General features: G+C 42.0%; 21 protein-coding genes, 5 tRNA genes and 1 pseudogene. 20 read left to right on the top strand and 7 right to left on the bottom strand.

All coding sequences use genetic code 11. From position 1 onward, the window contains the following. Positions 1–295 precede the first annotated feature (295 nt). The 3 genes from FTT76_RS13620 to FTT76_RS13610 are packed head-to-tail and all read left to right on the top strand — an operon-like array spanning position 296 to position 3,633. Positions 296–2,395, top strand: a complete 2,100-nt coding sequence (locus tag FTT76_RS13620) for an FUSC family protein (RefSeq protein ID WP_180008048.1) — start codon at positions 296–298, stop codon at positions 2,393–2,395. Beyond that, a complete protein-coding gene (locus FTT76_RS13615; RefSeq protein ID WP_168378210.1) occupies positions 2,388–2,594 on the top strand; it encodes a DUF1656 domain-containing protein in 207 nt (68 codons plus the stop codon). The genes FTT76_RS13620 and FTT76_RS13615 overlap by 8 nt, the downstream gene beginning before the upstream one ends. A 34-nt stretch (positions 2,595–2,628) precedes the next feature. Continuing rightward, positions 2,629–3,633 carry an HlyD family secretion protein gene (locus FTT76_RS13610; RefSeq protein WP_180008047.1) on the top strand — a complete coding sequence of 335 codons (1,005 nt, stop codon included), beginning with the start codon at positions 2,629–2,631 and terminating at the stop codon, positions 3,631–3,633. Positions 3,634–3,738: 105 nt separating this feature from the next. Here FTT76_RS13610 and ruvX read toward each other — a convergent pair whose 3' ends face one another. Together ruvX and FTT76_RS13600 are read right to left on the bottom strand one after the other, a co-directional pair. Further along, on the bottom strand, positions 3,739–4,182 hold the full coding sequence (gene ruvX / locus FTT76_RS13605; protein ID WP_078192570.1) for a Holliday junction resolvase RuvX: 444 nt from the start codon (positions 4,180–4,182) through the stop codon (positions 3,739–3,741). Beyond that, the gene (locus tag FTT76_RS13600) at positions 4,175–4,729 is read right to left on the bottom strand and encodes a YqgE/AlgH family protein (protein ID WP_078189425.1); all 555 of its coding nucleotides are present in this window, start codon (positions 4,727–4,729) and stop codon (positions 4,175–4,177) included. Before FTT76_RS13600 ends, ruvX begins: the two co-directional genes overlap by 8 nt. 315 nt (positions 4,730–5,044) lie before the next feature. On the opposite strand from FTT76_RS13600, the gene FTT76_RS13595 reads away from it, so the two are divergent. Then, positions 5,045–5,770: a hypothetical protein gene (locus tag FTT76_RS13595; RefSeq protein ID WP_180008046.1), complete on the top strand. Its 726-nt coding sequence runs from the start codon at positions 5,045–5,047 to the stop codon at positions 5,768–5,770. Between the two features lie 61 nt (positions 5,771–5,831). On the opposite strand, the gene recN is transcribed toward FTT76_RS13595, so the two are convergent. After that, positions 5,832–7,493 carry a DNA repair protein RecN gene (recN, locus tag FTT76_RS13590; protein ID WP_180008045.1) on the bottom strand — a complete coding sequence of 554 codons (1,662 nt, stop codon included), beginning with the start codon at positions 7,491–7,493 and terminating at the stop codon, positions 5,832–5,834. 598 nt (positions 7,494–8,091) lie between these two features. Here recN and FTT76_RS13585 point away from each other — a divergent pair. The 3 genes from FTT76_RS13585 to FTT76_RS13575 all read left to right on the top strand — a co-directional run bounded on the left by FTT76_RS13585 (position 8,092) and on the right by FTT76_RS13575 (position 10,280). Continuing rightward, on the top strand, positions 8,092–8,415 hold the full coding sequence (locus FTT76_RS13585; RefSeq protein ID WP_067763086.1) for a pyrimidine/purine nucleoside phosphorylase: 324 nt from the start codon (positions 8,092–8,094) through the stop codon (positions 8,413–8,415). A 177-nt stretch (positions 8,416–8,592) separates the two neighbouring features. Further along, positions 8,593–9,351 (top strand): 23S rRNA (guanosine(2251)-2'-O)-methyltransferase RlmB, encoded by a 759-nt coding sequence (gene rlmB / locus FTT76_RS13580; RefSeq protein ID WP_168378207.1) that lies wholly within the window; start codon positions 8,593–8,595, stop codon positions 9,349–9,351. A gap of 8 nt (positions 9,352–9,359) precedes the next feature. Beyond that, the gene (locus tag FTT76_RS13575; protein WP_373686559.1) at positions 9,360–10,280 is read left to right on the top strand and encodes a DMT family transporter; all 921 of its coding nucleotides are present in this window, start codon (positions 9,360–9,362) and stop codon (positions 10,278–10,280) included. Positions 10,281–10,294: 14 nt separating this feature from the next. On the opposite strand, the gene coaE is transcribed toward FTT76_RS13575, so the two are convergent. From coaE to pilB, 4 genes are read right to left on the bottom strand one after another with little or no spacing between them, the layout of a single operon-like run. Then, positions 10,295–10,897, bottom strand: a complete 603-nt coding sequence (coaE, locus tag FTT76_RS13570; RefSeq protein WP_180008043.1) for a dephospho-CoA kinase — start codon at positions 10,895–10,897, stop codon at positions 10,295–10,297. Positions 10,898–10,906: 9 nt separating this feature from the next. After that, a complete protein-coding gene (locus tag FTT76_RS13565) occupies positions 10,907–11,767 on the bottom strand; it encodes an A24 family peptidase (RefSeq protein WP_180004675.1) in 861 nt (286 codons plus the stop codon). After that, complete coding sequence (locus tag FTT76_RS13560; RefSeq protein ID WP_168378204.1) at positions 11,767–12,993, bottom strand: type II secretion system F family protein; 1,227 nt, start codon at positions 12,991–12,993, stop codon at positions 11,767–11,769. The genes FTT76_RS13565 and FTT76_RS13560 overlap by 1 nt, the downstream gene beginning before the upstream one ends. Before the next feature lie 32 nt (positions 12,994–13,025). Next, positions 13,026–14,735, bottom strand: a complete 1,710-nt coding sequence (gene pilB, locus FTT76_RS13555; RefSeq protein WP_180008042.1) for a type IV-A pilus assembly ATPase PilB — start codon at positions 14,733–14,735, stop codon at positions 13,026–13,028. Between the two features lie 275 nt (positions 14,736–15,010). Here pilB and tpiA point away from each other — a divergent pair, with 275 nt between their 5' ends. The 13 genes and pseudogenes from tpiA to FTT76_RS13490 all read left to right on the top strand — a co-directional run. After that, complete coding sequence (gene tpiA / locus FTT76_RS13550) at positions 15,011–15,802, top strand: triose-phosphate isomerase (RefSeq protein WP_180008041.1); 792 nt, start codon at positions 15,011–15,013, stop codon at positions 15,800–15,802. A 13-nt stretch (positions 15,803–15,815) separates the two neighbouring features. After that, complete coding sequence (gene secG, locus FTT76_RS13545) at positions 15,816–16,145, top strand: preprotein translocase subunit SecG (protein WP_078189417.1); 330 nt, start codon at positions 15,816–15,818, stop codon at positions 16,143–16,145. 52 nt (positions 16,146–16,197) lie between these two features. After that, a tRNA-Leu gene (locus FTT76_RS13540) sits at positions 16,198–16,282 on the top strand. A gap of 48 nt (positions 16,283–16,330) precedes the next feature. Beyond that, a tRNA-Met gene (locus FTT76_RS13535) sits at positions 16,331–16,407 on the top strand. Positions 16,408–16,480: 73 nt separating this feature from the next. Next, positions 16,481–16,557 (top strand) — tRNA-Met (locus FTT76_RS13530). 58 nt (positions 16,558–16,615) lie between these two features. Next, positions 16,616–16,692, top strand: a tRNA-Met gene (locus FTT76_RS13525). Between the two features lie 90 nt (positions 16,693–16,782). Next, positions 16,783–16,859: transfer RNA gene (locus FTT76_RS13520), tRNA-Met, on the top strand. 216 nt (positions 16,860–17,075) lie between these two features. Next, on the top strand, positions 17,076–17,600 hold the full coding sequence (gene rimP / locus FTT76_RS13515; RefSeq protein WP_078189416.1) for a ribosome maturation factor RimP: 525 nt from the start codon (positions 17,076–17,078) through the stop codon (positions 17,598–17,600). A 35-nt stretch (positions 17,601–17,635) separates the two neighbouring features. Next, positions 17,636–19,120, top strand: coding sequence for a transcription termination factor NusA (gene nusA / locus FTT76_RS13510; protein ID WP_078192558.1), 1,485 nt, complete (start codon positions 17,636–17,638; stop codon positions 19,118–19,120). A gap of 10 nt (positions 19,121–19,130) precedes the next feature. Further along, complete coding sequence (infB, locus tag FTT76_RS13505) at positions 19,131–21,824, top strand: translation initiation factor IF-2 (protein WP_180008040.1); 2,694 nt, start codon at positions 19,131–19,133, stop codon at positions 21,822–21,824. Next, entirely contained in the window at positions 21,824–22,231 is a 408-nt protein-coding gene (locus tag FTT76_RS13500) for a ribosome-binding factor A (RefSeq protein WP_078189413.1), read from the top strand. Before infB ends, FTT76_RS13500 begins: the two co-directional genes overlap by 1 nt. A 168-nt stretch (positions 22,232–22,399) precedes the next feature. Further along, positions 22,400–23,065, top strand: coding sequence for a M48 family metallopeptidase (locus tag FTT76_RS13495; RefSeq protein ID WP_180008039.1), 666 nt, complete (start codon positions 22,400–22,402; stop codon positions 23,063–23,065). A gap of 74 nt (positions 23,066–23,139) precedes the next feature. Beyond that, positions 23,140–23,576, top strand: a pseudogene (locus FTT76_RS13490) (RNA-guided endonuclease TnpB family protein); the annotation flags it as partial.

Raw genomic sequence — 23,576 nt, 5'->3', positions numbered from 1 at the left:
AAATATAGTTAAATTATCAAAATAAGATATTTTTATTGACTATAGTTTGTTTTTTTAGCAAAATTTCTATGAAAATATCCTATATTGAATAAATATTGCCCATATTTTCGATGCGCAGGCAATGTTGCACACTACTTTTTGTATTCAAATAGTTTGAAACACGATTTGAATCGCTTCTTTACTTATTGAAATTTCTAGTCATTCCTGTGCCGTGATACAGGTTGTGCTGTCGAATGTTTAAGCATTCGATACGAGGCCGTTTTCACTAAAAAGAAGCAAACCGACGAGATCAATCATGCTGCTGACGAAACAAATACTCGCTTTTCGGCCCAATAAAATGGACTGGATTTTTGCGACCAAAACGTTCATCGCGGGCATGTTGGCATTGTATGTGGCCTTTGTACTGAATTTGGCTTATCCGATTTGGGCGATTGGCACCGTTTTCGTGATCGCGAATCCATATTCAGGGATGACGTCTTCAAAAAGTTTGTATCGTGTATTAGGAACGTTCTTAGGGGCGGCCGTGTCGGTGGTGGCACTGCCACATCTCATCCATATGCCAGTACTGTTTACAGTTTTTTTGGCGGTTTGGGTTGGGTTTTGCCTGTATTTGTCACTGCTAGACCGTACGCCTCGTAGTTATGTTTCCATGTTGGCGGGTTATACCACGGTCATTATCTGTTTTAACGTCGTGTATTTTATTGATACCGCTTCGATCTTCGATATGGCTTTGGGGCGTTTTCTCGAAATTACGGTGGGTGTGGTATGTAGTGCCATCGTGACTACGACATTATTTCCAATGCATATTAGTCCTGCAGTCGAAACACGCGTGAGCAAAACCTTTGCCGATACCAAAGAAATTTTTGATCAGATTTTATTAGAGCCTGCCGAACTAGAAAATTATTCTAAAAATCTTGGCAATATTGCACGAGATATCGCGGATATACATGTCATGGCGGTGCATTTGTCATATGAAAAATCTACCTTAAAAGGCATGACACGTCCATTGCAGGAAATCTTGCATCAGTTGAGTTTGTTGGTCAGTAACTTGGTGGCCATGTCTGAACGGATGAAACAATTAGACGGTCTGGACACACATTATCGGACGGCACTCAAGCAAGCCCATGAACATATTGCCGCGTTTTTATTAGATCAACATCAGATTGAGGAAAGTAAACTTAATCAATTGCCTGAACAGTTTGAGCAAGATTTTCAACAGATTCAGGCACAGGCATTGCCATCACAACAGGTGATTTTGGGCAGTCTAAAAATGGATATTCGCCATTTTATTCAGAATATTCGTGCGATTCGCTTGCTTTGGCAGCGGGTACAGCAAGGCGACTCCACTTTACCAGCTACACTGACCGCCTTGGGCAATAGTCATTATCCGACTTTGCACCGAGATGCGGGGGTTGCCATTCGTGGCGGGGTGTCTGCATGTTTGATTATTTTAATTTCTACGGGTTTTTGGATCGTTAGTGGTTGGAAAGCTGGATTTATGATGGCCGAAATGGCTGCGATCAGTGCCTGTATTTTAACTGCAATGGATAACCCTGTTCCTGCATTGAAAATGTTTATTCGCGCCAATATGTATGCCGCTTTCATGGTGTTTATCTACGCCTATGGCATTTTCCCGCATGTGACCGCTTTTTGGCAGTTGATCGTGGTGTTAGCACCGTTTGTGATGTTCTGTCTGATGCTGTTTTTACATCCGCCTTTGATTGGGATCAGCTTGCCGCTTTTGATGGGCACCATCATGGGACTGAATTTTCAAAACCGCTTTAGCCTCGATCAGGTGTTTTTCTTTGATGCATCGATTGGGACGGTTTTGGGACCCATTATCTCGGTATTTATTATTCATTTAGTACGTGCAATGTCACCAGATATGACGGCCCAACGCATACTTTCACAGCACTACAAAGCACTGCGTCAGGCTTTATATCTGCCGTACGGCTTACCGTTTCGGGTGCATTTACGCAGTATGTTGGACCGAATTGGCATCCTAAACAGCAAAATGGTGCAATCAGGAAATTTGAAACAACAGATCGAGTGGGCTTTGGTGGAAGCCAGTGCGGTGATTGATTTGACCCGCTTGCAAGAACTCATGAATAAACTCGATCCGAATGATGCACTGGTCAGCGAACTCGAAGAGTTACAACAAGATTTAGATGACTATTTTCGGGCCATGGAACAAGGGCAAAAGAATGTGTATATGAGCTTGAAACAGCAAATTGTAGAGCGAATTCAACGATTGAATCAGGCCGTTCAGGGTATTGAAAACGACGATGTTATGCATCGAATTCAGTATTTACTGAACAATATTCAAAGCAGTTTTTGTCATGTTCTAACACAGCAGACTCCAAATCATTTACAGGTCGAGGCACAACATGGGTGAGCTAAATGTATATGGCGTCTATGTGCCCATTCTATTGATTCAAGCGGTATTGGCCTATCTGTTATTACGGGTCATCATGCGTTTGCTTGATCGATGGATGGCGCAAGATTGGGTGCCGATGCCCAATATTTTTTATTTGGGTGTATTTGTGATGTTGCTTTGGCTGGTGCATGAAATCTTTATTTTCTGCCAGTTCTAAGCCCCTAAAAAAATGAAATGATTGAGGTAATCGTATGACCAATTTGAATGTCCGAAAATATATTCGGCCTATATTGCTAATAATTGTGCTATGTGGCGCATTACTTGCGCTGAAACATATTTGGGACTATTACAATTCGGAACCATGGACGCGTGATGGACGGGTACGTGGTGATGTAATTCAAGTGTCATCGGATGTTTCAGGTTTGGTCACAGACGTCTTGGTTCAAGACAACCAACAAGTGAAAAAAGGCCAAGTGTTATTTCGTATAGATGTGGCACGTCAAGCGTTGGATGTTGAGCAAGCGAAATCTGACCTGGCGAAAGCCAAAGCAGGACTGGCAGGGGCTGAAGCACAGCTTGCTGAAGCCAAAGCCAATCTAGTGAAGTCACAAGCCAATATCAATCTTGCAGATAAAAATGCAAATCGTTATGCAAGTTTGATGGACGGTGCGATTTCAAAACAAGAACAAGATCAAATGTTTGCAGTGCGTGATCAATCACATGCAGAGCATGAGCAAACTCAGGCAGCGATTGAACAAGCCAAAGCCAGTGTGGTGCAGCAAAAAGCCCTAATTGAAGCAGCGAATAGCAGTTTGCATTTGGCTGAGTTGAATTTAAAACGTTCGGAAGTGGTTGCACCAACAGATGGAACTTTGTCTAACTTTGAACTCAAAGCAGGGAATTACGTCAAAGTAGGACAAGCCGTGGCGGCTTTAATTGACCGTCAACAATTGTATGTTGTGGGATATTTTGAAGAAACCAAACTGGATAAAATCTATGTTGGCGCACCTGCAACAATCCAACTGATGGGAAGTTCTGAAGTTTATAAAGGCCATGTACAAGGCGTTGCAACAGGGATTGAAGACCGTGAACGTACCTCGACTGATGGCTTACTTGCCAATGTTAATCCAACCTTTAGTTGGGTCCGTTTGGCACAGCGTGTACCAGTGAAAATTGTACTGGATGAAGTGCCGCATGATCAGCTGGCTTTTGTCGCGGGTCGAACCACCACGATTCATATTGTGGATAAAAACTAAGTTATCCCCAATCATTTCATTTGCGCAGCATTGAGTGATCAATCTTGCGCATAAAAAAGCATCCTTTTTCGGATGCTTTTTTATTTGCCTGTTTGTTGAAAGCGCTTAAGGTTTCAGTCCCACTGGATTTCGATACCAACTTTCAATAAATAATGCTGCAGCAAGGCTGTCGGCAGAAAGATTCTTCGCACGGCCTTGGGCTTGATAATGATCTAATTCATCACGCGCTTCACGTGTAGTTAAGCGTTCATCGACCATCAAGGTTTCAATATTGGTTTGGTGGCGAAGGCGTCGTGCAAATTTACGCGCACGTGTGGAGAGTTCAGATTCGCTATCATCCATATTGAGCGGTAGACCCACGATGAACAAATCCGGCTGATACTGTTTCACAATCTTGAGTAGATTATCCCAATTGGGAATGCCATCTTTCATGGGAAAGAGTGGTAGAGGATTTGCACTTTCAATCAGGGCTTGTCCCACAGCCATTCCTGTTTTTTGTGTGCCAAAGTCAAAGGCCATAATCATTTGATATTGTGGTAAATCAGGCATGTCCAATCTCAGATGATAACCACATGCGGTCTACCCCCATTTTTTTATAGGCAGCATCCCAGCGGTCGTCATAAGGTAAGTTAAATATTAAATCCATGTCTGAGTCACAAATGAGCCAATCACCCCGAGCAATTTCTTCTTCTAATTGGCTTTTACCCCAACTGGCATAGCCTAGGGCCACCTGATAGCGACCCACACCTTCATTGTGTGCGATCGCATCTAAAATATCTTTAGAGGTGGTAATACAGACATTTTCACCTACAGCAATAGACGAATGCCATGTTGGTTGACCGGTATGAAGAACAAAACCTGCCTCTGGGCGCAAAGGTCCACCTTGCAACACTTCATGAGGATGCACATTATCTGCCTCAATTTCCAAATCATTCAAGAGTTCTTTGATCTGTAAACCTGATGGACGATTAATAATGATGCCTTGAGCGCCATCTTCATCATGTCGTGCCAAATAAATCACCGTATTGGCAAAGAATTCATCGTTCATTTCGGGTGGAGCAATCAGGCAGCGGTGTGTGAGGTATTGTTTAGTCACCTAATAGCTTCTCCTTATTGGGGTAAGTTTCATTCTTGGGGTGAATTGCATTCGAATAACGTTGTATTTATCAACATACTAGACTCACAAGTTTTCAACAATGAGTTTTTCTGCAAATTCAATATTTGTCATGCTCGACCGGTGAGGGACATGATCAAAATCTTCATCGTAAAGGCAGGTCTGCAATGTGGTGAATTGTGAATCGTGAAGCGATGATTGGTAATTTGAACAACAGTAGTACAAAAGCGAGGAGAAGATATACGTGATGGATGACTGAGATTGCTTAAAATAGCAGGATAAACTGAGGGTAAAACAATGACACATTTTTCAAAAATAATAGGGATGGCACTCTGTGCAAGCCTACCTATTTCAGGCTTTGCAGGAAGCGCTGACATACAAAAACATGAATCTCAGGTGATTAAAAAATATAAAAACTTAAATTTTTATGAGGTCAATGAAGCGATAGAACGTGAAATTGTGGATGTCATTGCGGCAGATCCGAGCAGTTTTCACTACGGATTTACGCAACTCGAAAAGCAAGGTTTTGTTCATGTGCAATATTCACCAGATAAAAAACTTAAATTTTATACATTTGATGTGTCTGGCGGAGGCACCATGGGGGAGTGGAGCAGCTATGTGCAATATGCAACGGGAAAAATGCAACATTTAGATCAATTTGACTCAGGCTATATCAATCAAATTTTGCCGGTCAACATCCAAAATAAAACCGTATATTTGGTGAAGAGTTATTATAAAGGTGATAATTGCAGTGGACTACATCATCTAAGAGCTGTTGAAGTTGGACCAAAACAGTTACTTAAATCTTATGTATTTCAAACTAAGCAAAAGAAACTAGATCAAATCTCGGTAGATTATGACTGCCATTATGAAACCGATCGTCGTAGCGGTAATGAATATCTCAAAATCAGTCCGAAACACGTGGATGTTATGTTACTCAATCAACAACATCAGCCGCAGTATAAATATTTACGCTATAGCTTAGGCTCGAAAGCCTTTGTGTATCAGGGGATTTTCAAATAGTGTATTTAAGAAAAAAGCCTGTGTACTTTGAATACACAGGCTTTTTTGAAAGCATCAAAAATTAACTATGTTGAAATTTTAATTGTCGTAATTGTTTTGCGTGTTGTAAGGTCGTTTGACTAATCTCCACACCACCGGTCATTCGAGCCAGCTCTTGAATCCGATCATCTTCTTCTAACTCAATAATGGTACTGCTTGCAGGATCCGTTTGGCGTTTTTTCACCAAAAGATGTTGGTCAGATTGGGCAGCGACTTGGGCTTGGTGAGTAATACATAAAATTTGAACATGCTGCGCCAAATCAGCCAACAAACGCCCGACAATTTCTGCCGTTCCGCCACTGATCCCGACATCAATTTCATCAAAGACTAACACTTCTGATTCAGTTTTTTCAGCATTCATCACTTGCATGACTAAGGCAATACGTGACAATTCACCCCCCGATGCCACGCGTGCTAAAGGCTGAGCAGGAATACCTTTGTTTGCGGTGAACAGCAGTTGAATAAAGCTCAAACCTTCACTTGAAGCTTGTTCTAGAGGCTCAAATTTAAATTCAAAATGTGCTTCTGGGAGCGCGAGCTGCTTCACTTGTTCAGTCAATTGCTTCGCCAATGGGGTAGATGCTTCACGACGAATATCATCCAAATGCTGTGCTTTGGCTAAAAAGTCTTGATGAGACACTTCCACTTGTTCAGCTAGGGTTTCAGGATCTTCAAGTTGATGTAATTGTTCTAGCTCAAGTTGCCACGCATCATAATCATTTTTTAAATCTTCAGGCTGAGTACGATATTTACGCGCTAAGCGATGAAAAACTTCGAGTTTAGTGTTTAATTCGTCCATACGTTCAGGATCGAAACTTTGACGATCAATAAACTGACGTAAATTTGCGGTGGCATCTTCAATTTCACTTTGAGCGTTCAGCAGCGACGTATAAATTTCAGAAAGTTGTTCACTACGTCCTGCATGTGATTCAATCCGACGAATGATCGCGCCCATTTCTTGATTGATATTTTGCTCGGCGTCATCGAGGGCATTTAGACCATAGCTACAATCCTGCATGATATGTTCATGATGACTGAGACGGTCAAATTCTTGCTCAATTTCCTTGTAGTCCGTTTGCACAAGGTCTTCAAGTTCTTCTAATTGAAGTTCAAGCGTTTCTATCCGTTGCTTACGTGTGGCTTGGGCATCGAGTGCTGCTTGGTGCTGTCGAATGTCCTTTTGCCACTTGCTATAGGCATCACGCACGGCTTGAGCAGGCTGATAAAAATTGTAATAGCGATCTAGCCAATGTTTTGGATAAGGCGGTTCCAAGAGTTGTTGTTGGCTGTGTTGGCTATAGAGTTGTACCAATAAACGGCCAATTTCTTTTAACTCAGATAAGCTGCTCGGACGTCCATTAATCCATGCTTTGCTGCGACCTGTTGCAAAAATTACGCGACGTAAATGGATTTCGCCAGACTCATCATCCAATTCGTGTTCTTTGAGCCAAAGCGCTTCAGGACTGTGCTCTTGATAGCTAAAGGTCGCTGTTACATCGGCTTTGTCTGATCCATAGCGCACATAGTTGGTGTCTGTACGTTCACCTAAGCAAGCTGATAATGCGTCTAGAAGTAAAGATTTACCTGCACCCGTTTCACCCGTCAGGACATTAAAGCCTTGTTCAATGTCGATGGCTAAATGGTCGGCTAATGCAAAATTGATCAGAGTTAAATGTGTCAGCATAAACGCATCCGAGCTGCGAAAAGTTCTAGTTAAAGATAATTAAGTTTTGTTTTGGTCACAAGACAAGTTTTATTTTAAGATGACGAAAAACCTCATAATTCTATCTTAAATTTCAGTTTAACAAGAAATTAGTTTCTTATCCGCTGTATCCATGCAGTGTTGTGATGTAAAGAGTAGGTGATCTTGCATAACGTGAGCTGAAACCATCAAATGTCCTGCCAAGTCCTCACAAAACACGTTTGTGTATGTATTCTTGTATTTAATCTAGCGTGTTATTGCCATAAAACGTCATGATTTGGTCACTCAAATCCACCAATATGATTCATCACGTTGCTATTTTTTTGAAATGAGTTTGCAGCGTTTCAATTAACCCTAACTAGGACTTTAGTGGATGAAACAAAAAAGTATTTTGTACAACAGCACAGCTTGTTTTAGACTCTAAATGTTGAGGTGGTGGGATGAAATAGGGGCACATCCAGTACTCAGATTTTTGTAATTATCTATCGCACAGTTTTCAACACAGATTGATTAGTTTTTGCAGCACAATTAAACTACATCGATCAAAATATTATAAATATGCTTTATCTGGAGAAAACGCATGTCAGCACAGTTTGATCATGTATCGGTAATCAAAAAATCAAATGTTTATTTTGGCGGTCTATGCATCAGCCATACTGTGCAATTTGAAGATGGAACAAAGAAAACACTGGGTGTGTTGCTTCCAACTGAACAAGCGCTGACTTTTGAAACCCATGTACCTGAACGTATGGAAATTATTTCAGGTGAATGTCGTGTTCAAATTGCAGATAGCGAAGAAAGCGAATTATTCCGTGCGGGTCAATCATTCTACGTGCCAGGTAATAGCCGATTTAAAATTGAAACAGACGAAGTGTTGGATTATGTGTGCCACTTAGAAGGCTAATGATTCAATCAATTTAGGCACAGTTTTTTAACCTCAAATCGGTTAAACTATGTGTCATAGCATAAATCCTGTAAAGCTTGCTTTGCAGGATTTTTCTTTTTGGCAGCCTATGCTGTGCTCTAGGGATATCATACCCTGTTCAAAAGTTTATCGAAGTTTGCAATTTAGAGGTCGTTCATGGCGAAACCGGAATATTATTATGGCGTTCATTCAGTGGAGTCATTACTGGAACTTGAGCCAGAACGCGTTTTAACTTTATTTGCGTTAAAAGGACGTGATGATCAGCGTTTAAAACGTATTTTTGAGCTTGCAGAACCGTTTGGTGTCAGCATTCAAAAAGCTAGTCGTGATAGTTTGGAAAAACTTGCGGGACAACCGTTCCATCAAGGTGTGGTTGCTGCTGTACGTCCACATCCAGTTTTGAACGAAAAAGATTTAGAGGCTTTATTACAAGCCAATCCAAATGCGTTGCTATTGGCATTAGATCATATTACAGATCCACATAACCTTGGTGCATGCATTCGTACAGCGGCAGCCATGGGTGTTGAAGCTGTGATTGCACCGCGTGATCGTTCAGCGACGCTTACCCCAACAGCCCGTAAAGTTGCTGCAGGTGGTGCTGAAAAAGTGAAGTTTATTCAGGTGACGAACTTGGCACGTACCTTGGCTCAAATCAAAGAAGACTTTAATGTACGTGTGGTCGGCACTATGCTAGATGAAAAAGCATTGCCGATTCAAAATTTTGACTTCACAGGTACGGGTGTATGTGTGGTGATGGGCGCTGAAGATACAGGTTTACGTCCTATTACGCAGGCGCAATGTGATCAAACTGTTTACATTCCAATGGCTGGTAATTTGCAAAGCTTAAATGTCAGTGTCGCGACAGGTATGGCATTGTATGAAGCATGCCGTCAACGTAATAATGAATTGAAATAGAAGTGATGATGTCTCCCCAAAAGCAAGGTTATTTATATGTTTTCATTACCATGTGTATTTGGGGCGGATTCACCTTAACAGCACGTTTAAGCGCCAATTGGGGAATCAGTGCTTGGGACATTACCGCACTTCGGTTTGCTTTGGCATTTTGTATATTAATGCCAATTTTGATTTATAAAAAAGATACGGCTTTTTTATGGAAGAAAGAGCCTTTTATCCTTGCCATGCTCGGCGGGGTGACCTATTGCTTAACTGCCTATAGTGCATTTCATTATGCTCCTGCGGCTCATGCTGCAATCTTCCTCAATGGTTGTATTCCCTTATGTACGGCCATAGCCGCATTTCTGATCTTCAAGCAGCCGCTCGATAAGCATACCTGGATCAGTGTAGTGATTATGGTCTCTGCCATTAGCTTAATGAGCTATTTGATGTATGTGGAAACCGGTGTAGCGTTTGGTCTCGGTGATTTGCTGTTTTTTATCAGTGCCATTTGGTGGGGGATATTTACGGTATTGCTTAAACAATGGAAGCTCTCTGCTTGGCATGCCATGGCGGGGGTTGCGATTTGGTCTGCCGTGGTATTTGTGCCAATTTACCTAATATTTTTCCCTAAACATTGGTCCGATCCAGAGCCGCTTCAGCTCATTGGGCAAGTCATCTTTCACGGTGTTTTTGTGGTGATTATTGCGACTTTAACGTATGTAGAGGCGATCAAGCGCTTAGGTGCATTTAAAGCCGGAAGCATCGTAACTTTGGCACCTTTTATAGCTGCGATTTTAGCGGTGCCGCTGCTAAATGAACCTTTAAGTTTTGCAATTGTGTGTGGATTGGTCGGGATGGGGGTTGGAGCGATTCAACCGTGGAAATGGTTGGGACGAAAGGATAGTCTAGAGCAGCAACTCGAACAACAAAAAAAGCAGTCTGAGTAAGACTGCTTTTTTATTTAGCTTTTTTCAGCATGCGCTAAATACTTGAGATGCAAAGGCCGAAGCTGCGAATAAAGATGATCTAAATGACCATCATTCAGCACGATATCATCGGCAATTTTTTGCTTTTCCTGACGTGGCATTTGTACGTGAATAATTTTTTGGATTTGCTCGATATTTTGACCATCGCGCTGTGATGCACGCTGAATTTGCAATTGTTCTGTGGCATCAATCAGCAAGGTGTGATTGGTCAATTCATGTTGATTGGTTTCAAATAATAGCGGTGAAACCAAGATGACATAGGGGCTGCTTGCTTCGTTTAATTGTTGGATAATGGATTGGCGTATTGCTGGATGGGTAATGGCTTCAAGTGCTTGACGTGCTTTAGGATCTTTAAAGATATGTTCACGTAAAGCGCGCCGATTTAACTCACCATTTTCCAGTAAAACCCAATCACCAAAATTTTGCTGAATTTGATTCAGTGCGGGTTGACCAGGTTCGACAACTTCCCGTGCAACGATATCAGCATCGACGACTTGAATGCCTTGGAGTTCAAACCAATTGCTTGCAGCAGATTTACCGCTACCAATACCACCTGTTAAACCCAAGACAAATGTCATACAACGACCTTACTGACCCAAATAAATTTTCATAATTTGATCACCCCATAAAAAGGCGATCCATCCGGCGATGGCAATATAGGGACCAAATGCAAAAGGTTGGTTTTCTTTACGAACTTTGAGCAAAATAATGCCAATGATTGCACCTACCAGTGAAGAGAGTAATACAATCAGTGGAAGCAGGAAAGGGCCCATCCATGCACCCAAGGCAGCTAAAAGCTTAAAGTCGCCATAGCCCATGCCTTCTTTACCAGTGATGATTTTAAATAAATAGTAAACAATCCATAGGCATAAGAAGCCGATGATATATCCCCAAATGGCTGAGGTTGCAGAGGTATAAATGGCATAGCTATTCACGCCAAGCCCGAGTGCAGCCAAAGGAAGGGTATAACGGTCAGGTAAAAGTTGGGTGTCAAAGTCAATAAATGTTAAGGCAATCAAGACATAAGTCAGCACCAGACCAAACAGCATTTGGATGGTTGGGCCAAAAACTGCAACAACAATCAGCGCACAGATCATGGTGAGTAGCTCGATCAGTGGATAACGGCTACTGATCGGGTTTTGGCAACTTCCACATTTTCCGCGTAACACAATCCAACTGATGACCGGAATGTTTTGATACCAACGTATAGGTGTTTTGCATTTTGGGCACGTTGAAGCAGGTGTACTCAGGGTGATCTTTGTTTCATCAATAATCGGTTGGTCTGGATGTAAAAACAGTTGGCAATCTGTGCGCCATTCTTGTTCCATCATCTTTGGTGTGCGGTAAATCACCACATTCAAAAAACTACCAATACAAAGACTAAAAATCCCAACTGCGAAATACATCGCAATTGGGGTATTGATTAAATATGTTATTAATTCTTGCATTAAACCACAGAACCCATTTGGAAGATTGGAAGATACATTGCAATCACAAGACCACCAACGAGGACACCCAGTACCGCCATAATTAAGGGTTCCATCATCGAGGTTAAGCCATCTACGGCATTATCAACTTCGTTTTCATAATGCGTTGCCACTTTATCTAGCATGGCATCTAAAGCACCTGATTCTTCACCAATAGCCACCATTTGAACCGCCATAGAGGGAAATTTATCGGTGACACGCATCGCAAACTGCAGCTGTTGACCAGTTGCCACATCTTCACGAATTTTTAACACAGCTGTTTCATATACCACGTTGTTGGTTGCACCTGCAGTTGATTCAAGCGCATCAATTAAGGGTACACCGGCTGCAAATGTGGTTGCCAAGGTACGGCTGTAGCGGGCAATAATTGCTTTATAAACCAAATCACCAAAAATCGGTGCTTTCAGTGCAGCTTTGTCCAAGAAGTCACGGAAAGCCTTGCTACGTTTTTTCGCTTCCATGAAACCAGCAATCACAGCTCCAATTCCAATGATGAGGAAGAACCAATATTTTTGCATCCATTCCGACATGTTGACCACCATTTTGGTAAAGGCAGGTAAGTCTGCACCAAATGATGAAAACAAGTCTTGGAATACGGGAACCACTTTTACCATCAAAATAATCGTCACAATAACAGCGACAACGATAACCGCTGCTGGGTATTTCATGGCTTTTTTGATTTTTTGCTTAAGCAATTCACTTTTTTCTTTGTAAATGGCAACACGGTCTAGCATGGTTTCCAATGCACCCGACTGTTCACCTGATTCAACCAAGGAGCAAAATAGGTTATCGAAATACTGCGGATATTTGCGCAGCGCACCAGCAAAGGTATTACCGCCTTCAACTTCACCTTTGATCCCCAAGACCACTTCACGCATGGCTGGGTTTTCTAGGCCTTCCGCCACGATTTCAAAACCCTGAACGAGCGGTACACCGGCTTTCATCATGGTTGCAAGTTGGCGCGTGAATACCGTGATATCCAAAGTGGATACTTTCTTTTTCATCAAGCCTTCGAGAATATTTTTGCGTTTTTCTCGAATGGTTTTAATAGTGATGCCTTGCTTACGTAAAGTGACTTTGGCTAAAGCCATATTACGCGAAGGCATTTCCCCTTTGATTTTCGCCCCTTTGCGATCCACGCCTTCATAACTGAAGGTTGGCATCATCTGCGCTTTTTTTACAGCCATGAATTTATCCTTATTTTTAAATACTAATTCACTTACTCACTGGTCACACGATTGACTTCTTGAAGTGAAGTCACCCCCTGCATGACCTTAATTAAGCCTGAACGGCGTAAATTGTTAAAACCTGCTTGATTTGAAGCTTCGGCAATTTGTAAGGCATTGCCATCTTCCATAATAATTCTTGAAATTTCAGGTGTCACTTTCATGACTTCATATATACCGACACGACCTTTATAGCCTTCACGGCATTCGGCACAACCAACAGGTTGGTATATTTGAAATTCTGGTGTATTTAAATCATCTTCGGTAAAACCAAGTTCCAGTAGACTTTGTTTTGGTACCTCTACGGTTTCTTTACATTGTGAACATAGGCGACGCGCAAGTCGCTGCGCAATGACAAGGTTCACGGATGTCGCGATGTTAAATGAAGGCACGCCCATATTGCGTAAGCGTGTCAGTGTTTCAGGTGCACTATTGGTATGCAGTGTAGACATCACCATGTGACCTGTTTGAGCCGCTTTAATTGCAATTTCAGCCGTTTCTAAATCTCGAATCTCACCGACCATCACAATATCAGGGTCTTGACGTAAGAATGATTTTAAGGCTGCAGAGAAGGTGAGCCCGACTTTATTATTTACGTTGACCTGATTGATCCCTTCTAAGTTAATTTCCACAGGGTCTTCGGCCGTTGAAATATTGGTATCTTCACGGTTGAGAATATTTAAACCTGTATATAGAGATACGGTTTTACCGGAACCCGTTGGACCGGTAATGAGTAGCATGCCTTGTGGTTTTTCTAAAGCCTGCATGAACAGTTCTTTTTGATCCGGTTCATAACCCAACGCATCAATCCCTAGCATCGCACTAGATGGATCAAGGATACGTAGAACAAGTTTTTCACCAAACAATGTCGGTAAAGAGTTCACACGGAAGTCGATAGCTTTGTTCTTTGACAGCTTTAACTTGATACGACCGTCTTGAGGTATACGCTTTTCCGAGATGTCCATTTGTGACATGACTTTTAAACGTGAAGCGAGTCGTGTAGCGAGCTGTAATGGCGGATTTGTAATTGTTCTTAACACGCCATCGACACGGTAGCGGACGCGATAGGTTTTTTCGTAGGGTTCAAAATGTAAGTCAGATGCACCCATACGAATGGCGTCGACTAGTAGTTTATTGATGTATTTAACAATCGGAGCTTCATCCCCTGTTGCCTCATCTTCATCTTCTTTCGCTGGATCAATAGTTTCCTGTTCTAAATCAAGATCAAAGTCATCATCAAAGTCAAAAGTACTTTCTTCAGCAAAGTTCTGTTCAATTAACTTTTCAAGTTTGTCATGTTCAACAATAATTGTTTCAGTATTCAGCTTACTACCAAATCGAATGGCATCCACTGCTTCAATATTGGTGGGATTACTGATCGCAACGAATAATAAATTGCCATGTTTAAAAATAGGCAAAATACGATGCTTGGTAATGAGTTTATCTTCAAATTCATCACGTATAATTAAAGACGTATCATAAGTTGAAATATCAAAAACCGGTTCACCGAACTCTATCGAGATGGTTTCTGCGATCAGGCGTGCTGAAAGGTGATATTCCTGAATCAAATGCGGCACGATATCTTGATGAGCCTTTTTTGAATTTTGCAGCGCTGCTTGCATTTTTTCGGCAGACAGATGCCCTTCGTCAACTAAGCGACGAATAAACCCCGTAAATCTTGAAGAACCTTGAACTGCTGTCATGCTTTTACTTGCCTATGCTTCAGTCTGTTTATAATTGGTATAGCAAAATTATACTTTTGTTGCACAAAAATACCATATCTTAAAGTGTTGTCACTAGCTAAGAATTGGTAAAAAGCATGAACCAGTCCTTAAATCTGCTTAATTTTTTTACAGAAAAGTGAAGATCTTGGAATGACTGGTGTGCTTCGAAGATGCAAATGTGTTGAAATTTATCTTCAAAATTATGAATTACGTGTAGAATGTGCCCGATTTCATCTTTGTCATGTGGGATAAATATGTCGGGTTCGACGATTACGCCTTGGGTAGTGGGTAACTGGAAAATGAACCCATTGCAAGCCGATGCTGGCGCACTTCTTAAGAATTTTAAGCAATTATTAGATGAGCAAAATATTGCTGAAGCGGCATGTCATATTGGGGTTGCACCAACAGCTATTGCTCTGACCACGGTGCAAAATGAATTAACACAAGCTAGCCGTAACATCATAACCGTTGCACAAGACGTTTCTCGCGTTGCAGGTACAGGTGCATATACGGGTGAGCTTAGTGCTGAGCTATTAAAAGATTATGGTATTGAATTTGTACTGATTGGTCATTCAGAACGCCGTGAAATTTTTGCTGATCAACCGCATATCATTAATGAAAAAGTAAAAAATGCATTAAACGCAGGTTTGACTGTGATTTATTGCGTGGGTGAAAGCTTAGAACAACGTGAAAGCGGCCAAGCAGAACAGGTTGTGTTACAACAAATATGTGATATTGCTGCTGTCGTACAAGCAGAGCAGTGGAAACAAATTGTGGTGGCTTATGAGCCAATTTGGGCCATTGGCACAGGTAAAACAGCGTCACCTGAAGATGCGCAAGCGATGCACGCTAAAATTCGTGAAGGTTTAAGCCAAATCACCCCAATGGGACTTCATACTGCGATTCTTTATGGTGGTAGTGTAAAACCTGAAAATGCAGTAGAGTTGGCAGCCTGTCCGGATATCAATGGTGCGCTGGTCGGTGGTGCATCATTAAATGCAGAGTCGTTTTATAAAATTGCTCAAGCATTTGCAAATACAAAATAATTAGGAGTTCAGCATGCATACGTTTGTGCTGGTGGTACATATTATCTTAGCGATTTTAATGATCGTGCTGATTTTAGTTCAGCATGGTAAAGGCGCAGATGCGGGTGCATCTTTTGGTGGCGGCGGTGCTGCAACTGTCTTTGGTGCATCTGGTTCGGGCAACTTTATGACCCGTTTGACTGCGATTTTAACGGCTTTGTTCTTTGTTACGAGCTTGACACTTGCGGTGTTTGCAAAGAAACAAACGACAGATGCATATAGCTTAAATGCGATTTCTTCAGTACCGACTGCGCCAGCAAAATCGGCTGAAACTTCGCCAACTGCACCAAAAAGCTCTGAATAATTTATTTAGCGCTTTCTTTTTTGACGTGTTGCGACTAGAATGCGTCACAGCTGCGGTGGTGGTGGAATTGGTAGACACGCTACCTTGAGGTGGTAGTGCTTTCGGGCGTGGGGGTTCAAGTCCCCCCTTCCGCACCAACTTATAATCCAGAACATAAGTTGGTGTATGCAGCAAAACTCTGTTGATGCGGGATGGAGCAGTCTGGTAGCTCGTCGGGCTCATAACCCGAAGGTCGTTGGTTCAAATCCAGCTCCCGCTACCAATCAATTCTATTTTTAAGATGCAAACTTTTAAATGGACAGCTTTTAAAGCTGAGAGAACTATTTGCATATTGATGCGGGGTGGAGCAGTCTGGTAGCTCGTCGGGCTCATAACCCGAAGGTCGTTGGTTCAAATCCAGCCCCCGCTACCAATCTTATATAGCACACAATCTATATAAGCAGTTTATCTGAAAGCCATTGTGATGTTGATGCGGGATGGAGCAGTCTGGTAGCTCGTCGGGCTCATAACCCGAAGGTCGTTGGTTCAAATCCAGCTCCCGCTACCAATCCTCTGAGATGCAACTCAGTAGGGCAATTCTTCAGGTTGTTTTAGATTGAAAATGACCAAGAAATTGTATATAATTTTTGCATGTTGATGCGGGATGGAGCAGTCTGGTAGCTCGTCGGGCTCATAACCCGAAGGTCGTTGGTTCAAATCCAGCTCCCGCTACCAAGTTTCTAAAAGAGGCTCACAACTAGGTGGGCCTTTTTGCACAGTGGACTATGGTTTTCTGTGTAATAATGGGGCGATTTACGCCCTTTTTTATTGGCTATCGTGTAGTGTCGACAGTATTTTGGTCAAACCGTCATGTTTCACTACTACTATAGTTTTGCATTGGTCTGTAGTGGTCATTTCGACCATCGAATCGCACAAATTTGACGAGAGTAAATGAAGCTATCAAATAAAACTCAAGCACTTCAGGACTTAATTGCCCCAGCGGTGCAAGCATGTGATGTAGAACTTTGGGGGATTGATTTCCAACCTCAAGGTAAGCGTTCACTGTTACGTATTTATATCGACCGTGAAGTTGATGAAAATGCAGAACCTGTCATCAATGAAGATGGCGAAGTTGAGCAAGGCCGTGGTATCGGCGTGCAGGACTGTGTTCGTGTCACTCAGCAAGTGGGTGCGATGTTGGATGTACATGATCCAATTTCAGGCGAATATGCATTGGAAGTGTCATCTCCAGGTTGGGATCGTCAGTTCTTTAAATTGGAACAAATGACGGCATACATTGGTCAGCAAGTCGCTTTGCGTTTGATCAGTGCTGTGGATAATCGTCGTAAATTCCAAGCCAAACTTGTAAGCGTAGACCTTGAAAGCGAAATGATTCAGGTTGAAGTTGAAAAGCAACAAGTGTTGGATATTGACAGCCACAATATTGATAAAGCAAATCTGGTTTTTCAAGATTAATTTAATAAATAAGAATCTGAACGAATAGGTGACTTATGGCTCGTGAAATTCTTACCGTAGTAGAAACGGTTAGTAACGAAAAAGGTGTAAGTCGTGATGCAATTTTTGAAGCGCTTGAACAAGCTTTAGTTGCAGCGACTAAGAAGAAATTCTACGAGGGAACTCACTCGGAAGAAGCTCGTCTACGTGTAGAAATCGACCGTCGTACTGGTGATTACCGTACTTTCCGTCAATGGGAAGTGGTTGCCGACGAAGATCACGAAATGCCAGCATGCCAAGATGCGATCTCTGATGTAGATCCTGCAAAATGGGCAATTGGTGATATTCGTGAACTTGAAGTTGAATCGATTGATTTCGGTCGTATTGCGGCACAAATTGCGAAACAAGTGATTGTTCAAAAAATTCGTGAAGCAGAACGTGCATTAATTGCAGATGCTTACGAGTCTAAAGTTGGTGAACTCATCTACGGTGAAGTGAAAAAACAAACCAAAGATGGCTTTATCATTGACTTAGGTGACAATGCAGAAGCATATCTTGCGCGTGAAGAAATGATCGCTAAAGAAATTCTACGTCCTAAACAACGTGTAAACGCGATTTTGTTTAATGTGAACCGTGAAGGCCGTGGTGCTCAGTTATTACTTTCTCGTTCTAAACCAGAAATGCTCATCGCATTGATGAAGAAAGAAATTCCTGAAATTGCTGAAGAAATCATTGAGATTAAGGCAGCTGCACGCCAACCTGGCGTTCGTGCTAAAATCGCTGTGAAAACAAACGATCACCGTATTGATCCTGTAGGTGCATGTATTGGTATGCGTGGTACACGTATCCAAGCGGTTCAGTCAGAGTTAAATGGTGAGCGTATTGATGTAGTCGTTTGGTCGGATGACGCGGCACAGTACATTGCAAGTGCTTTAGAGCCTGCTGATGTATCAGGTATCGTGATTGATGAAGAAGAACGTACTGCAGATATTATTTTTGCAACGAGTGATCAGTTAGCGCGTGCAATTGGCTCTCAAGGTCAAAACGTACGCTTAGCATCTGAATTGACTGGTTACAAGCTCAATATGATGCTTGAAGAAGAATATCACGCACGCCAACAAAACGAAGCGCAACAATATTTAGATATGTTTGTTACACGTCTAGATATTGATGAAGACTTAGCGATGGCGTTAGTTGAAATGGGTTTCACATCATTAGAAGAAATCGCGTATGTTCCTGCGGAAACATTCGATGAGATCGAACTTGATGCTGAAACTGTTGAAATGCTGCAAGGTCGTGCAAAAGAAATTGCATTGGCTGATGCATTGAAGCAACAAGAAAACATCCAAGAGCCAAGCGAAGAGCTTGCTGCAATGGAAGGCGTGACTAAAGAAATCGCATATGCGCTTGCCGCTCGCGGTGTGGTAACTGTAGATGATCTTGCAGATCAAGCCACTGACGATATCTCTGATATTGAAGGTTTAGGTGCTGAAAAAGCAGGTCAACTTATTATGAAAGCGCGCGAATCATGGTTTAACTAGGAGGTAATATATGACGGACAAGTCGATTAAGGAGTTAGCTCTCAGCGTGGGTCGTCCAGTTGAGAAGCTGCTGGAACAGGTTCGTGATGCAGGTTTAACACAAACTAAACCTGAAGATATTATCTCCACTGAACAACAAAATGCCCTCGTTAACCATTTGAAAAAAGTTCATGGTCAGGATGCGGGCAATGCAGGACAAATCACGTTGAAACGTAAAACTACCAGTACTGCTAAAGTGGCGAGTACATCGGGCAAGGCAAAAACGATTAATGTAGAAGTTCGTAAGAAACATACATTTGTTAAACCGGATCCTGAGCAAATTAAAGCTGAAGCATTAGCGAAAGCACAAGCTGACCAACAAGCACGTAAACAGGAACCTAAGGTTGAAGCGAAAGCTGAAGAACCGAAGCAACAACCAGTATCTAAAGCGAAACAAGCTTTAGAAGCAATGCGTGCTGCTGCGAAGCAAGAACATGCGAAGCAAGAAACACCGAAAGCTGCGGTTGTTGTAAAACGTAAGTCAAACAACAAGCCAATTACAAAACCTGTTGAAACTCTAGAACAGAAAAAAGCACGTGAAGCTCAAGCAGCACAATTGAAAGCTGTAGAAGAAGCGGCGCGTCGTAAAGCCGCTGAAGAAGCGCAACAACGTACGCTTGAGCAAATGCGTCAAATGGCGTCTAAGTATTCTAACGAAGACACTACTGCGACCATTCGTGTTGTAGATGATTCTCCGCTTGCTGCCGGCCTTGTAGGTCAGGCATATGAAGATTCATTTGCGAAAGAAGACCGTGAAATTAAACGTGGTACCAATACCAACAATTCACGTTCACCTAAAAAAGGTGGTCGTCGTGGTGAAGAGCAATCTTTCCGTGATAACTCACATAAACGTGGTTTAAAAACAAGTCAAGCGAACAAGCATGGCTTTGAAAAACCAGTTAAAAAACAAGTTTATGATGTTGAAATTGGTGAAACAATTGTTGTTGCTGACTTGGCTGCGAAAATGGCGGTTAAAGTTCGCGAAGTTATCAAATCACTCATGAAAATGGGCGAATTGGTTACTCAAAACCAAGCGATTGATCAAGAAATCGCAGTACTTGTTGTTGAAGAAATGGGTCACAATCCAGTACTTGTTTCGGATACACAAGCAGAAGACAACTTACTTGAAGCAGCTGAAGAAGCGCGTGGTGTCCAAACCACTCGTCCGCCAGTTGTGACAATTATGGGTCACGTTGACCATGGTAAAACATCACTTCTTGACCGTATTCGTCGCTCTAAAGTGGCTGCAGGTGAAGCAGGTGGTATCACACAGCACATCGGTGCATACCATGTGAAAACTGAAAAAGGTATTATTACTTTCTTAGATACACCGGGACACGCAGCATTTACTGCAATGCGTTCACGTGGTGCGAAATCTACAGATATCGTAGTGTTGGTTGTTGCAGCAGATGATGGTGTTATGCCACAAACTGCTGAAGCGATTGACCATGCACGTGCAGCAGGTACGCCAATTATTGTTGCTATCAACAAAATGGATAAAGAGTCTGCTGATCCAGATCGCGTATTGAATGAGTTGACGACGAAAGAAATTGTACCTGAGCAATGGGGCGGTGACGTTCCAGTGGCAATGGTTTCTGCGCACAGCGGTGCAGGTATCGACGAACTTCTTGACTTGATCTCAATTCAAGCCGAACTTCTTGAGCTTAAAGCATCTGAAGAGGGTGCGGCACAAGGTGTTGTAATTGAGGCACGTGTAGACAAAGGACGTGGTGCGGTAACATCGATTCTTGTTCAAAACGGTACATTGAAAGTGGGTGACCTTGTTCTTGCAGGTTCGTCATACGGTCGTGTACGTGCAATGACAGATGAAAATGGTCAACGTATTAAATCTGCTGGTCCTTCGATTCCTGTGGAAATCTTGGGTCTACCAGAAGCGCCAATGGCGGGTGATGAAGTTCTTGTTGTAAATGACGAGAAAAAAGCACGTGAAGTTGCTGATGCGCGTATGGATCGTGAACGTCAAAAACGTCTTGAGCGTCAATCTGCGATGCGTCTTGAAAATATCATGGCGTCTATGGGCAAGAAAGATGTGCCTATTGTCAACGTGGTATTGAAAACAGACGTACGTGGTACTTTGGAAGCATTACACGTTGCACTTGCTGAACTTGCAACTGATGAAGTGAAAGTACGTATTATTGGTTCAGGTGTTGGTGCGATCACTGAGTCTGACGTAACACTTGCTGAATCATCAGAAGCGGTTCTTCTCGGCTTTAACGTACGTGCTGATAATACTGCACGTCAAAAAGCTGATGCTGATGGTATCGACATTCGTTACTACTCGATCATCTATCAATTAATTGATGATGTGAAAGATGCGATGAGCGGTAAATTAGCGCCTGAACACCGTGAAACAATTCTTGGTGTTGCTGAAGTACGTGAAGTGTTCCACTCAAGTAAATTCGGTGCTGCTGCAGGTTGTATGGTACTTGAAGGTACATTACACCGTAATAAACCGATTCGCGTATTACGTGATGACGTGGTGGTATTCCAAGGTGAGCTTGAATCTCTTCGTCGCTACAAAGATGTGGTTGAAGAAGTTCGTGCCGGTATGGAATGTGGTCTTGCGGTGAAAGGCTATAAAGATATCAAAGCACAAGATAAGATTGAAGTGTACGATGTTCAATTGATTAAACGGAGTCTTTAATGGCGGGTAGTCAACGTCTGAAGCGTATGGCGGATACAGTACAACGTGAGTTGTCAGAACTGATCCGTCAGGAGCTGAAAGATCCACGCTTAGGTGGTCTTGTGACCATCTCTGCCGTGAAGGTGAGCCCAGACTTAGGATATGCCGAAGTTTATGTGACTGTAATGGGTCGTGAGCTAGGCGATGAGCAAAGTGAAGCCGCAAATAAAGAAACTTTAGATGTCTTGAATAAAGCATCTGGTTTCTTGCGTCATGAACTGAGCCGTCGTATCAAAACACGTATTACGCCACGTTTGCGTTTCCATTACGACAAAACAAATGCTTATGGCAACTATATGTTTGGTCTAATTGCGGAAGCGGTCAAGGACTTACCTCCTACTGACGAAGCAAAAAAAGATGATGAATAATTCAGTTCGCTGAATGAAAAAAGCCACCTTCGGGTGGCTTTTTTATGTTTGAATGGTCATTATTTAAAAATACCCAATAACACACAGAATTATAACTAGATGATAAAACTAAGCTTGAAAATGACATTGGATAGTCCAGTCTATAAACACAATATAATAAAAAAAATCATGCTATTGAGCAGCATATTACTCATCACTATGCCAAGTTGGGCATGTTTAAATACCTATGTAGAAGATTTTTATACATCTGATTCAGAAAAAGAAAATCAACACGAAGAACATCATGACGAAAAATTGAAGAACTTTGTCTCAAGGCATCCTAGCCCAATAGACTATCAGGCAGAAAATGATTATGCCGTACATCAGATCTACGCAGGCCGTTACGATTTAGCCATTAAGGTTTTACGTGCAATTGAAAATGAGCATCCAGGTTTACCGAAGACGGCAGTGAATTTAGGCACAGCTTATGAGTTGATCGGCAATATTTCACTAGCCAAAAAATGGATTGCTGAAGGTATGAAGCGTGATCCATCGATTCATCTTGGCAGTGAATGGATTCATCTGAATATTTTAACAGCCAAAGAAAAACGTGCGACGGCAAAATATTTTCATGAATTTCCATTGTTGAATGTACATTATGGAACAGGTTATGTACCTGATGCGCACTGGAAGAATCAGCGAAAACTCACAACAGCAGAATATGATGCTATACGAGAGCAGGCCAGTTTACAGATTAATGAGCGGAAAAATTTTGTTTCAAGACAGAATGCCGTGATGGCACAGCTGTTTTATCAAATGGAGCGTAAAACTCAGTCCTTCAGGTCAGAGATATAAGCGACACGACATGAAGTGTCGTTTGATTTAACTAAGGACTATTTTCCTTGAGTTTTGATTGTTAATATATGTACATGAAAACCCTTAAATTACGTATAAAAGACAAACATTGCAAGGTGTTAGACCAACTAGCATCAGAAGTGAACTTCGTCTGGAATTATGTCAATGATTTAGGGTTTAGGTATTTGAAGCGGAAAGGTGAATTTCTCTCTGCTTTTGATATTGCCAAATATACGAAAGGCACATCCAAAGAATGTAATTTACATAGTCAAACCATTCAGGCTGTAACTGAAGAATTAGTCACCCGAAGAAAGCAATTTAAAAAGGCAAAGCTGAAATGGCGTGTCAGCAATAAAAAATCAGCAAGGCGCTCTTTGGGATGGATTCCCTTTAAAAAGGTGGCTATCAAATATGCCAATGGATATGTCCAGTATGGAAAACACCAATTTAAGCTTTGGGATAGCTACGGTTTAAGCAAATACACGTTAAAAACAGGTTCATTTGTAGAGGA

Origin of the sequence: Acinetobacter sp. YH01009 (assembly GCF_013420765.1) — a bacterium.
GTDB classification, from domain to species: domain Bacteria; phylum Pseudomonadota; class Gammaproteobacteria; order Pseudomonadales; family Moraxellaceae; genus Acinetobacter; species Acinetobacter amyesii.
Note: the sequence above shows the minus strand (reverse complement) of the source record. Positions and strands in the feature narration are given on the sequence as shown.

Excerpts from the sequence above, each read along its gene's own strand:
- FTT76_RS13585 (WP_067763086.1), top strand. The coding sequence starts at position 8,092 with ATGTCAGCACAGTTTGATCATGTATCGGTAATCAAAAAATCAAATGTT.
- nusA (WP_078192558.1), top strand. The coding sequence starts at position 17,636 with ATGGCTCGTGAAATTCTTACCGTAGTAGAAACGGTTAGTAACGAAAAA.
- tpiA (WP_180008041.1), top strand. The coding sequence starts at position 15,011 with ATGTCGGGTTCGACGATTACGCCTTGGGTAGTGGGTAACTGGAAAATG.
- FTT76_RS13575 (WP_373686559.1), top strand. The coding sequence starts at position 9,360 with ATGTCTCCCCAAAAGCAAGGTTATTTATATGTTTTCATTACCATGTGT.
- pilB (WP_180008042.1), bottom strand. The coding sequence starts at position 14,735 with ATGACAGCAGTTCAAGGTTCTTCAAGATTTACGGGGTTTATTCGTCGC.
- secG (WP_078189417.1), top strand. The coding sequence starts at position 15,816 with ATGCATACGTTTGTGCTGGTGGTACATATTATCTTAGCGATTTTAATG.
- rlmB (WP_168378207.1), top strand. The coding sequence starts at position 8,593 with ATGGCGAAACCGGAATATTATTATGGCGTTCATTCAGTGGAGTCATTA.
- FTT76_RS13500 (WP_078189413.1), top strand. The coding sequence starts at position 21,824 with ATGGCGGGTAGTCAACGTCTGAAGCGTATGGCGGATACAGTACAACGT.
- FTT76_RS13610 (WP_180008047.1), top strand. The coding sequence starts at position 2,629 with ATGACCAATTTGAATGTCCGAAAATATATTCGGCCTATATTGCTAATA.
- FTT76_RS13560 (WP_168378204.1), bottom strand. The coding sequence starts at position 12,993 with ATGGCTGTAAAAAAAGCGCAGATGATGCCAACCTTCAGTTATGAAGGC.
- recN (WP_180008045.1), bottom strand. The coding sequence starts at position 7,493 with ATGCTGACACATTTAACTCTGATCAATTTTGCATTAGCCGACCATTTA.
- infB (WP_180008040.1), top strand. The coding sequence starts at position 19,131 with ATGACGGACAAGTCGATTAAGGAGTTAGCTCTCAGCGTGGGTCGTCCA.
- rimP (WP_078189416.1), top strand. The coding sequence starts at position 17,076 with ATGAAGCTATCAAATAAAACTCAAGCACTTCAGGACTTAATTGCCCCA.
- FTT76_RS13495 (WP_180008039.1), top strand. The coding sequence starts at position 22,400 with ATGCTATTGAGCAGCATATTACTCATCACTATGCCAAGTTGGGCATGT.
- FTT76_RS13595 (WP_180008046.1), top strand. The coding sequence starts at position 5,045 with ATGACACATTTTTCAAAAATAATAGGGATGGCACTCTGTGCAAGCCTA.
- FTT76_RS13565 (WP_180004675.1), bottom strand. The coding sequence starts at position 11,767 with ATGCAAGAATTAATAACATATTTAATCAATACCCCAATTGCGATGTAT.
- ruvX (WP_078192570.1), bottom strand. The coding sequence starts at position 4,182 with ATGCCTGATTTACCACAATATCAAATGATTATGGCCTTTGACTTTGGC.
- coaE (WP_180008043.1), bottom strand. The coding sequence starts at position 10,897 with ATGACATTTGTCTTGGGTTTAACAGGTGGTATTGGTAGCGGTAAATCT.
- FTT76_RS13615 (WP_168378210.1), top strand. The coding sequence starts at position 2,388 with ATGGGTGAGCTAAATGTATATGGCGTCTATGTGCCCATTCTATTGATT.
- FTT76_RS13620 (WP_180008048.1), top strand. The coding sequence starts at position 296 with ATGCTGCTGACGAAACAAATACTCGCTTTTCGGCCCAATAAAATGGAC.